Here is an 11725-nt window from a genome sequence, read left to right on the forward strand (position 1 = left end):
CTAGACCGCCCTCGTTCACCAGACAGTTGTCCGCCACGACCCGTTCTGCCGCGTGCGAGTCGACCTGGTAGGAGGCATAGGCGATCGGGTCCGGGCAGCGCCGCCTTCCCGAGGTGTCCACCTCCGTCGCCACGTAGTCGCTGATCATCCGCCGGGCCTCGCGTACGTAGATCTCATGCGGCCAGTTGTCGGTGGCGACGAACTCATCCGCCGCGAGACCGAGGGAACGGGCCTGGTCACGCTGCCAGGCGGGCACCGCGGGATCATTCGCCAGGAACCAGAGCAGACCCTGCTGATAAACCCGGTGGTCCTGGTAGATCCGTTCCCGCTGCGCGAAGCTACCGATCGCCCAGCCCGCTGAGCCGCCCACGCGATTGGTGGAGATCGGCCCACTGTTGTTGAGATCGAACTTCCCCCCGGGAAGTTTGACGAGGAAAGACATCACGTTCCGGTTTCCCGCCGCCAGGTACCGGCGATGCAGCTCGTATCGGGCGGGGTCATAGCCCTACGGTTTCGGGAACGGACGCGCGTTCGCTCCGGCCCGCGCCAGACAGAGCCGGAAACAGAAATCCTGACTCAGCGGGCTGCGCTGGCCCGTCGTTCCCAACGGGTTCGATGACACGCCGGGCAGCAGGCCGCTGGTGGGGTCGTCGATCCGGCGGTAGGGGCTGATACAGCTACGGAACGTCGACCCTGCGGCCCGGTTCTGCACGCCGTTGAGTGTCTCGCCGTACTCGCTGTTCGACTCCCGTCCGACGACGAAGCTGACCCGCGCGGCCGCCAACAGGTCGCCCTCATAACTGGCATCCACGAAGGCGCTAGCCCGATGGCTGCTCCCGTCGTCGGTGTTGATCCAGCGGATGCGGTTTCCGCTAAGCACCACCTCGGTCAGATGCTGGCGCAGCACGACACGCACGCCCTCCTTCTTCAGGAAGGCGAGGAAGACGTCCCGCGCGACGTGCGGCTCGAAGTTGTACACCGGGCCGGCCGACCGGTAGTGCTGCCCGGTCGCAGCGAAGACCTCCCGGGCGAAGCCGCCGATAGTCGCGCTGTACCCGACATCAGTGGCGGACAACCCGCCGGACATGATCCCGCCGACCTCGTCCCCGAAAGCCAGCAGCGTGGTGCGCAGGCCCATCCGCCGGGCCTGGACAGCGGCGGCGATGCCAGCCGGCGTCGCGCCGTAGACGCACAACTCGGTCTCTGTGTGAGAGGCCTTCCCCTTGTTGACCGGGCCGAGGTAGCGCGCCGTCAGGGGAGCGTCGTCATCGCCGCATCCCGCCAGCGGAGCGGCCGCGAGGAGACCCATTCCCAGCAGGAGAAGCTCACGTCTGCTATGCGGATACGAGATCATCGGCAACGCTCCCCGACGGTCCGGCCAGACAGGCCCGCCGGCCGGGTACGCCGCCCGGGCCTGGGCCGCGTTCGCCCTCGGCCATCCATCCGGAAACGGATCTCACTCATGCGTCACCCGTAGCCAGCAGGCGGCGAGGGCGAGGACGGCGACCGCCGGGAGACCAACCCCCAAAGTCCGCCCAACCTTCTGTGCCCCGGGGGAACGCGCCTCCCGCAGGAGGTCCACTCCGACCGCGAGGCCGGCCGTCAGACAGACAAGCAACAGCCCGATCCGAATCACATTGTGCTGGTCCATTGACGGTCTCTCAATCCTTCTGGTCCACAGAGAGCATGGGATGCGCGGACAACCCAGGATTCGATGTCTCGAGTCTGCTGTCCACAGCGCGCATGAGCACGATCGCGTCCCGATCGCTCCGAATCCTGCGGTATATACCGGATTTTTCGAGCGAGGTCGTGTAGTCGGCCGACCAGTGGTCGGGGCGGGATTCCGACTCGCGACCGTACGCGCCCTGCGCCCGAGTGATCAAAATATAGTCCGGCTTCCACTGAAGGGCACATTCACGCGGATCAGTAATGGGTTTACACTTGCTCCCCAGATTTATCAGCATCACTCGATCGAGATCCTTGTTCTGACCCGGGAAGAAGCCGTTGAAAACGCCGATGGTACTGCCCGCCGGCGCCTGCTCGTAGACCCACTCGGTGACCTCGATCTCCTCATGGGAGAACCACACGAATTCCTCGTTGCCACCCCGGCAGACGAGCTGTACGGCTGTCGCGCCGATGCACACGACAGCCAGGATGGCGGTCAGGCCTCGGGAGAACGTCGGCCGGGGCGACCAGGCACGGCGGATCGGTAGCCGGATCGTGTCCTCCTCGCGGGCGGTGCTGCCGTCGAGGCCGCGATCGGAGCGGGCGCCCGGGCGGTGGGGGCGGAGGAGCCTCGAACCGGACGGGAAACGCCGGCCGCGGCGGGCGAGGGTGCCGAACTCTGGGTCGGGCGCGGGAAAGAAGGCCGCCGCGGACAGGGCACACAGAAATGGCAATGCGAACAGGTAGGCGCGCAGGAGCGCCTCGCCACCATAGGACTGCAACGCCAGCAACCCGAACGGGGCACAGGCCGCCGCCTGTGCCGTCAGCCCGATGCGCCACTGGCGCCGCCGCAACGAGCCGATGGCCGCACCGACGAAGAGCACACCGACAACCACGATGCGGAGCAAGGCGATGCGTAGATGTGTCTGCGAACCCTGGACCCGGTTCGCCAGAGTCTGGTTGACCGTGCCCCCGACTCCACCGACGTCTCCGGTGACGACCGACAGATGGCCACTCCAGAAGTCGACCGCTCCAAAGGTGAAGTAGCCGACGAACAGCACGGGAAGGAGCACAACGAGTGCCCGGCTCCGCAGCCGGCGGGTCAGCATCAGGCTCACGAGCAGAAGGATCAGCAGGGGTGGGGAGAGCTGATGGCTGGCCACGATCGCCATGGCGAGCACGACAACACACCCCAGCAGCGCCATCTGCTCGCGTGGTCCGTAGACCGGACCGGGCGGGGCGAGCAGCGCACGCAGACGCTGCCTCCGTCCGTCCGCAGTATCTGCGGTGTCGCGCCACGCGTCCGTCCGGCGAGCGCTCGTGCGCAGCACCGCGACCAGCACGACCAGCGACAGCAGATAGGCCCCGCCCTGCGGGGAGAGGTACTCCTGGTCGGCCCAGTCCGCGCAGAGGAACAACCACAGGGCGAGCCAGATCCCCCGGCGGCTCAGGCCCAGCTCACGAAAGATCAAGGCGAGGCAGGGCAGATAGGCGAGCATGAACAGCACCGAGGCGTACAGCAGCAGGTGACTCGCGTCATCCACCCCGGCGGTGTTCATCAGGACCGCCATCCCGGCGAAGAAACCGGGCCAGGAGAACCGCGCATCGTAGTGATGGAGCACGGTTCCGTGGTCGTAAATGTAGTTGATGAATCCGGCGTGCCGCCAAGAGGTCGGCAGCCTGGAGGTCTGTTCGATAACAGGAGGCAACGCGTAGATGGCCACCACCAGCAGACCGATCGCGGTCGCGAGGAGCCAGGTCCGGGAGCGAGCAGCGCCGAGCTCCCAGACGAAGGCCCCGGCCAAGGCCACGATCCCCGCTGCGTACTGCCAGTCGAGGGCGCCCACGATGCCGAGCGCGTTGATCCGCCGCGGGTCGGCGGCCGCCATGCCCCAGACGAGGAATATGGCCGCAGCGCCAAGCAGCACGATCGGCGCCGGGCCACGCGTGTGTACTCCCACGCCCACCTCGGTTCCCGTCTCCGGTGCCGCTGTCGACCCGGGCGATCGACCCTCGTGCCGGCGGGTGGGACCGGTCGTTCGCTCCACCGCGGGCGCGTCCTCTCCCAACCGCGTATACGCGTCCGTCGTCACGATTGAGCCATCCGCCCGGCAACGGCGCCGGGCAGCCATATGATCATTCTCTGTTTCACCTTCAGCCAGTCCGCGACGGGGTCACGCCCGCCGTCCGGGGACGGGATCGCCACCCGTCCCCAGCCAGCGCCACCAGCGAGACGACCGCGAAAATGATTACCGGGAGAAAGGGGTGCCACGCATCCACCCAGAGCATCAGCTGCGCGCTGATAATGGTCAGGGCGATGGACAGCCCCCCACCCGCGCAGGCCAGCAGGGTCGGGCTGCTCAGCCTGACAAGCGCGAGTAGCGGGACACCGGGAATCGTCAGATGGAAGGCGATCGCCAGGACCGTCCGCAGAGCCCCGCCAGTGTCCGCCGCTTCCAACAGGGGAACGACGACGCTGAGCAGGCCCAGTGCGACCGTCCGGGCGGTCGTCGCGTGGTGCGTGGTCATCGGGGGGTCCCCGGGAGCGGCCGGGTTCCGGTCGACCCACTCACAGCGACGGTGTCGGCCGGGGAGCCCCCCAGGGTCGGCGGCCGTCGATGCGCCCCTCGGGAGGGTGTCAACCAGGGCGTAGATGCGGGCGTCGTCGTTGCGGTACCAGAGCCGGAACGACGATGACTGAGCGACGGCGGCCTCCAGCCGCGCGAGAGCACCCGGCGGAGTCAGCTGGAAGGTCCGCACGTAGGCGTCACCACTATCCGCGAAGGCGAGATATCCATAGTCGGAGTATTTCTTGATCTCTGCTATGACGGTGCTGATGTCCGCCGCGCCCAAGTCATGGCCACGTAGCTCCGGATTGAGAAGAATGTTCAGTTCGTCGCCATTTTTCATGTGAATGAACTCGTCATAGTTGGGTCCGTAACTGCGGGGGAAGTTGGGCGCGGCGCACATGAGCACGGAGCCCGTCCGCGCGTGTCCGTAGAAGTAGTCGCTGGCCTCGACCGTGCCGGCCGGCATGTAGTTCAGTTCCTCCTGGCCGAGAAAAGCGGACAGGAAGGCCGTTGTGCCGGCCAGGGCCACCACACCGACCCGATGCGCCCGCACGGGTGTCGGGCGCATCGGGTGTCGAACCAGAGCGCTCGCGATGGCCAATGCCGCCCACGGCAAGGAGAACAGATAAACCCGGAAGATGGCCTCGCCGCCGTAGTCTGTCCGAGAATCAGGATCCCGGGCGCGGCGACGAGCAGGCCGAGCACGCCGGCCCCCTTTTGCCGCCGCCTGAACCCGTTCACGACCGACACGGCGGCGATGAACCAGACGAGCATCGACAGCGTGACGCCGGCCCGGGCGTGCAGGGCCTTCCCCGGCAGCGGAGTCGCGCCGTAGGGGTCGACCCGGCGCAGGTTCTGCAGGGGGTCGGGCGATGAGGCGATATCGAAGTGACTGGTGAGGTAGGCGAGGTTCGGAATCAGGAATGCGATGGTGAGCGCCGTCATGAACGCCACCAGCAGCCACGGGCGCACCAGACCGGAGGCGATGAGCACCACCACACTGACCACGATCAGATAGGGGGTGAGCTGATGGGAGACCACGACCGCGGCCTGGAGCAGCACCGCGACGGCGATCGCCCACCGGCGCAGGACGGTCTCGTCGCTTCTCGCCGTCACGCCCCGTCCATACTCGCGGACAAAGGACTCCCGCGACATGTCCGACGTGGTCACAGCGTCCCGATCATCCGGCCGGGGCCGGGCCGGGGCCTTTCGCACCGAGCGACAGAACCCGATAAGCAGACAGTAGATCGCCAATGCCAGGGTGAGAGCGAAGCCTTGGGGCGCGAAGTAGCTCTGTCCGACCCAGTTCCCGAGAACGAACACGAGCGCGGATGCCCAGCCGAGGCTCACCGAGCGCAGGTAGGACCGCCCGAGGCAGGCGACCAGCAGTGCGGACATCGAGACGAAGAAGACCTCCGCCCACTGCGCATACACCAGCGGATCGGTCGTCCTGGTCAGTGCCGAGAAGAACGCGGCCACCGCGAAGAAGCCGGGCCACCGTTGGTAGATGTCGACGTTTTTGTCGAGAGCGTGGTGCTCCAGGATGTAACGGGTCACCCCGATGTAGTTGTAGACCCACGAGTAGTGCGGCACGGAATACACCAGCGGGGCCGTGCCGAAGAGCACGAACACGATGCCGAAGAGATAGCCGGCCGCGGCCGCGCGGTTGACCGTCGGCCGGGACAGGACCCGGACCGCTCCGCCCAGCAGCAGGGCGAGCGCCAGGTACCACGTCACTGGGAGGACGGTGAGCAGGCCATACTGCCCCATCCGCTGCGGATCCACCCGCCCAATACTGATCACGAAGAGGATGAACGCGAGGATGGCCGGCGCTGCCAGCACCAGGGCCCCGTCGGCTCGCAGCCCGCGGCGCAGGCCCGCGGCGGGAAGGGCCCGACCGGTTCCTCCCTGCCCCCGCTCACCATCCCCGCCATGGCCGGAGGTGCCCAGAGCCGTCCCCGACCGTGCCGCGTTGCGCAGAATGACCGCCATCGACAACACGGCCAGCACGGCTGCCACCACGGTGGGATGCCAGAGCCGAAGCCACAGCAGCACGCAGAGGACGACCGCCTCGACGGCGAGGCTGACACAGACGGCCAAGCCCACCCACAGGGCACGTTCGTTGATCGCTACGAAGCTGAGGGCGGCGGCGCCGGGTAGCAGCAGCATCGCGGGCACGATGACGGCGGCACGCAGCCCACCAGCGACAGCCAGCGGCAGCACCACGAGACAGATCAGCCCAAGGCTGATCGTTATGCGGTCCCGCACTCCGCTTATCCGCACGTGCACCTGTCTCCGCTGGGTGGGTTCGCCGTGGGTGGATTCACCGCCCCCGGTCGACCCGCCATCGGTACCGCCGTGGACGGGCGGACCGACCGCGAGGGCCGGCCGGTGGGACAGCCGGCCTACCGGCCAGTGCCCCCCAGGCTGAGCTGGTGGGTGATGCGGTCGAGGGATCCGATGAGGGCGGCACGGCGGGCATCGACCTCGGTCTGCAGGCGCGTCACATGATCGGTGCGGTTGGCGTCGACCTTCTCCACCAGATCGACGAGTGGCTCACTGTCGATCTCGTCCGTCCGGACAAGAAACTGCTCCTGCCCCACAGAGGCCATGAAGTCATCGCATTTGGGCTGATAACTGATTGCGATGGTCGGCACCGCCGCGGCGCAGGCCAGGATGGCGGCGTGCAGCCGCTGGGCAACGAGCACCGAGCATCCGCGTACCGAGTGGAGATAGGTGTCCGGATCGACGGTGACGTACGTCTCGGTCCGGTCGGCTACCCCCGCGGTCGTCAACAGCCGCTCCGTGTACGGACGGTCGCTGTTGTTCGCGAGAAAGGCCCGGAACCGCCACCCCCGGCGCGCAAGCTGGCTGAGCGCCAAGCCGAGTTCCCGGGTCACCCGCTCGGGATCGTGGCCCCACATGTCGTCGCCCCATCCAACGTTGATCCCGAGTACGCCTTCGTCCACCGTACGCGGAACGGGGCCGGGTTCGAGCAGCAGGGCAGGATCCCCCACCACCTCGCTGTCCACCCCTACGTCCCGCAGCAGTTCGGCCGAGCGCGGCCCGCGAACTGTCACCCGATCGAACTGGTCGAGCAGACGCCGCCACTTTCCCAGTTCCCCATTCGCGGAGAACGAGTTCCGGCCCTGGAACACCGGGTCCTCGACCCCCGCCCCGAGCATGTGGAACGGGCGTCGACGGACAATCCGGCCGCCGGTCAGCAGGTGGACCCGCCAGTTCTTGCGGCCAATCACGGTCCCGCCGCCGAGCAGCAACGAAGAGTCCTGGAAACTGAGCCGTCGACGTGCCCGCAGATGAACGGGGACATCACCGGGGTACAGCGGCAGAGGCGCGATCAGCACACCAGGGAGTGCCCGCTTGTAGACGAGCTCGATCGCGTCGTCACCGAGATTCCCGCGACCAGCATAACCGAGATAGGCGAGTGCGACTCTCTGCATTTCTAGAAGACCGTCCTCATGGGGTGATCTGGATGCGGTGACCTCAGTGGGCCGTCCCCGCGCTCGGGCTGCGGGGCCGGCTCGCGAGACGTCCGGGCAGTGGTGAACCCGCCGCCGGTGTCCGACGAGCCGTCGACGACCTCCAGAGCCGACGGTGTCATCTGCTCGCCGCTGCGCGGTCGGGGAGCCGATGGACTGGAGGCTAGACTTCCATGGGCTGGGCTGATGGAAGGTGGGCTGCCGCGAGGCCGACGGTCGTAGGCTGGGTGCGGATGGCCGGCGCCAGATGAGCCAGGTTGTCTCGGCGTCGGGAACACGGGCGCCAAGATCTTCCTGCGCCGGGGGATCCGACTCCAAGACCGCGGGGAGGAGCGTAGACGCGCCGCGCGGCTCCCCATAGACCGCCCGCTCCGACCGGGGGCTGCGTCTGCCGCTGATCGCCGACGACGGGCGGCGCAACGCCCTGACGTAGACCGGCACTACGGCCAAGGCGATGACGGCATGGCAGCCGAGATACGCCAGACCGATGGCGGTCAGTCCCCGGGAACCGACGATCAGCGCAGTTGTGAGCAAGCAGACACTCATCGATCCCTGGATGGCCAGCAGAAGTCGTGTGTTCCGCTGCACCCGGCTGATCGCGACGGCCAGGAGAATCGTCGCCCGGAAGACTGCTCCGAGCGCAAGGCAGGATAGGAGGTTCGCCGCCTCGCTCGAATACTCGCTGCCGTAAATGGCGAGCAACGGTCCAGCGAAGACCGCCGTGATGATCCCGACCGGGACGATGAACGCCAACAAAAACTTAATCATGCTGAGAATGTGGGCGCTCACCCGGCTCGATTCCCGGGTTCCCTCGACGGTCAGGGAGGCGGTGGCACCACTCATGAGCTGGTCGAAAACGGAAACCAGGCTCCAAGAGGTGTAAAAATAAGCGGTGGCCTCATAGCCAAGCCGAGCGGAGACGATCACAGGCAGCAGGGTGGTGGCCGCGAGCTGGACGAGTCCGCCGGCCATGTCGCCGATGATGTACCAGTCCGCTCGGCGCCGCGATCCGGTGGCGGTCGCATGAGGGGCGTTCCGCGACGATTCAGCCACATCATCGAGCTGATTTCTCGATAACACCCTGCGCCAGATCAGTATGTTGATGGCGAGGACGAGCAGGATGACCGGCGCGGTCCAGGCGAAGAAGAGACCGGCCGAGATCCCGAACGCGGCGAAGACGAACAGCAGGACGAGCTTCGACGCCGCGAAGAACGCGTTCTCGATCGGCACCCAGGACGCCTTGCGCAGCCCGGCGAGCACCGAGTCCTGAAGAGCAAAAATACACCAGAACGCGACTGCAGCGACGAAGAAGACCGAGAACCAGGGGTCGAAGTCGGCGAGGAACGTCGTATGGGAGAACAGGGCCACGAAGCCGAGAGCGAGCACGGTCGCCAGCAGCCCTGACATGGCATAGGCATTGCGAATGATCGTGCGTCTGGATCTCGCCGCAGCCGGAATGGTGGCAGGCAGGATGTTCTGCTGGTTGAGCTGGGCCAGTCCGGATAGCAGCAGCATCGTAGACACGGCTGTGGAGGCCCGTCCGACATTCTCCGGCGAGTACAGCCAGGCGGCGATCGCCCAGAAGGCGATACCGAGAACTCCGGTGATAGCCGTGGACGCCATCAGGAGGATGGCATTGCGCAGCAGCGGCGAACGGAGGATTCCTACCGTCGAGGCCAGCGCCGGGAGCGGGAACAACCGCCGGCCGTCTCTGGCCTGGGCATGCCGCGGGCCAGCATGCGCCCGCCCACTCGTGCCGGGGCGACGCCCAAGGCTACTCCGGTTCACCTGATATGGCCCCGATCGACGCGACGGGATTGTGTTCGCCGCGCCTGCAGGTACGCGAACGGGCCGGATGCGATGCCGAGGACCTCGGTCAGCACCAGCTCCACGGGAAAACGCGGCCCGCGGCTAACGTTCTTCGAAGATCGTGGTAGCAGGAGGAACAGAAGGCCGGCGGGCACCCTACGCAGGATCTCCGCCAGTTCCTGAGGACTCGACAGCGCCTGCGCCATGAGCATCGCAGACAATCCCGTGCCGTAGTTGCGCAACTGGTCGAGGAGGTCGCCGTATCGCTGCCGATGTGTGTGGTAAACAATCGCCGACGGTTCGTAGACCAGCCGCCGTCCGGACCGGATCGTCCGTGTGAACAGTTCGAGATCCTCCCCGGCATGCGTAGGTGTGCCAGGGCCGAGGACCTCGTTGAAACCACCCAGCTCGCGGACGGCGTCCACGTCGAAGGCGACGTTGTTGCCGGATCCGAAGGCGCCGGCCGCATAGGGATAGAGGGCGCCATCTCCGCTCCAGCGATCGAAGATCCGCCGCTCCAGTCCCTTACCGAAGCCGCCGTACTGCTCGAACCAGATCTGAGCCGAGGTCATCAGCTCATCGGGGAGCACCAAGCCGGTAACGCAGGCGACGCCGTCCGCCACGTCGAACCCGCTCAGGATCGCAGGAAGCCAGTGTCGGTCCACCTGCGTGTCGTCGTCCAAGAAGGCGACGGCCCGGCCCTCGGCCGCGCCGAGACCAGTGTTACGCGCCCGGGACGCGCCCTTGCGCGGCTCACATAGATAGCGGAAGCGCGCGTCCACCCGGCTGACCGACTCGACGAGCTCCCGGGTCGCGGCCGTCCTGGGAGCGTTGTCAATGATCAGAAACTCAATCTCACGTTCAGCGACCGCCTGAAGCGAGGAAATCAACCGGCCGAGGCTCTCCGGCCGGTCGCGCGTCGGGATGACGATGCTCGCCGGCCGACGCCGCTCCTGCATGTGCATGGGCCAGGAGTGCGAGCACTCGTGCTGGTCGAGCCGACACTCTTTGACCAGCATCGGGATGGTTGCGGCGTTCGTGTCGCCCCCGTCGGAGGCCTCCAGTTGCCCGATGGGGATGCCGTGGCAGCGGACCAGCACACGGATCTCACCGAACGCGATCCGTTCTCACCGAACGCGATCCGTGGCTGGAGCACCGCCGCGCGGGTCGTCAGCAGAGCGGTCGTGAGCTCGTACTCCGCAATACGGACCGGCCGACCGGCATCCGGCTCCGGTGCAGTGGCGTGCCGACCAAGACGTGACATCGCGGTCGCCAGGCGATACCAGGCCGCGAGCACGGCATACAGACGGCCGAGGGGAGAGGTACGGCGTCCGGTCGCTGCCTCGGAGCCGCTTGTTTCCGCTTCCGGAGCGGATGTTTCATCAGTTTGAAAAGCTGTGGATACCTGCTCATGACCGCACATCTGAGGTTCGTCCGTTGGGTTCGGCGATGCGCAGGCGCTTGCCACCTGCCCGCGGGGAGAACAAGGTGCAACCAGAACGTCCGACGGAACGTCCGAGCTTTGCGAGGGCGCGCGAGACGGAAGATCAGGAAGCTCCGCGCCGCCTTGCCGATCGAATCCGAGCATGCTGAAGCCAGCCCCCCCAACTGACCAATAACGAAGATCCGCTATAGATCATCGCAAACAAGTGATCCAAACGGCGATGGCACGATCGGCACACAACATGCGCCGAAGTGTCCGACTCCCCTAACCAGCCCCCCAGTCTTCGGAAGGTAGCGCCCCCGATTCGCCTATACTTTGACCATACGCCACCCTTCTGGGTCATCGTAGCATGCCGGTCACGGCCCACCGGCCGCCGGCCGACAAGACCCCGAACCACCTCGGCCATACCCGGCTACAGATGGAGCCGACTTCACGAAGACGTTACCCGGCGGATCGGTTACGTTCTCAATCGAGCCTCACCATTGCCTTCACTCCCTCTCTGCCAACCGGGCAACGCAGCTCCGGCTCCGACCGCCAATCCGCGATTTCGAGATGTTCATTACACATCAAGCGATCTTCTTGCTTCCCCGCCACGAGACACGTGCCTCACGCGGCATGAGGTAACTCGAGATCCGTCCGCACCGCGCCCCCGAGCTCCGCGGCCACACCGGCAACCCTTGATTGCCACCGACTCGGCATCGCCATGCGTAGTCGAGCTACAACTCCTCGTGATAGCC

The 11725-nt window shown here is 66.6% G+C and carries 6 protein-coding genes and 1 pseudogene; all 7 read right to left on the bottom strand.

Translation table 11 applies throughout. The features are described 5' to 3' along the window. Positions 1 to 1354 (bottom strand): annotated as a pseudogene (locus ACY5KJ_RS11880) (FAD-dependent oxidoreductase); the annotation flags it as partial. 102 nt (positions 1355 to 1456) lie between these two features. Next, positions 1457 to 1651: a hypothetical protein gene (locus ACY5KJ_RS11885; protein WP_462188181.1), complete on the bottom strand. Its 195-nt coding sequence runs from the start codon at positions 1649 to 1651 to the stop codon at positions 1457 to 1459. Between the two features lie 10 nt (positions 1652 to 1661). Next, complete coding sequence (locus ACY5KJ_RS11890; RefSeq protein WP_462188180.1) at positions 1662 to 3626, bottom strand: hypothetical protein; 1965 nt, start codon at positions 3624 to 3626, stop codon at positions 1662 to 1664. Between the two features lie 193 nt (positions 3627 to 3819). After that, a complete protein-coding gene (locus ACY5KJ_RS11895; RefSeq protein ID WP_462188179.1) occupies positions 3820 to 4767 on the bottom strand; it encodes a hypothetical protein in 948 nt (315 codons plus the stop codon). Beyond that, positions 4707 to 6461, bottom strand: a complete 1755-nt coding sequence (locus tag ACY5KJ_RS11900) for a hypothetical protein (protein ID WP_462203365.1) — start codon at positions 6459 to 6461, stop codon at positions 4707 to 4709. The genes ACY5KJ_RS11895 and ACY5KJ_RS11900 overlap by 61 nt, the downstream gene beginning before the upstream one ends. A 179-nt stretch (positions 6462 to 6640) precedes the next feature. After that, positions 6641 to 9433: a polysaccharide pyruvyl transferase family protein gene (locus tag ACY5KJ_RS11905; RefSeq protein ID WP_462188177.1), complete on the bottom strand. Its 2793-nt coding sequence runs from the start codon at positions 9431 to 9433 to the stop codon at positions 6641 to 6643. Positions 9434 to 9519: 86 nt separating this feature from the next. After that, entirely contained in the window at positions 9520 to 10644 is a 1125-nt protein-coding gene (locus ACY5KJ_RS11910) for a glycosyltransferase family 2 protein (RefSeq protein ID WP_462188176.1), read from the bottom strand. Positions 10645 to 11725 lie beyond the last annotated feature (1081 nt).

This window comes from Frankia sp. CcWB3, from assembly GCF_977927595.1.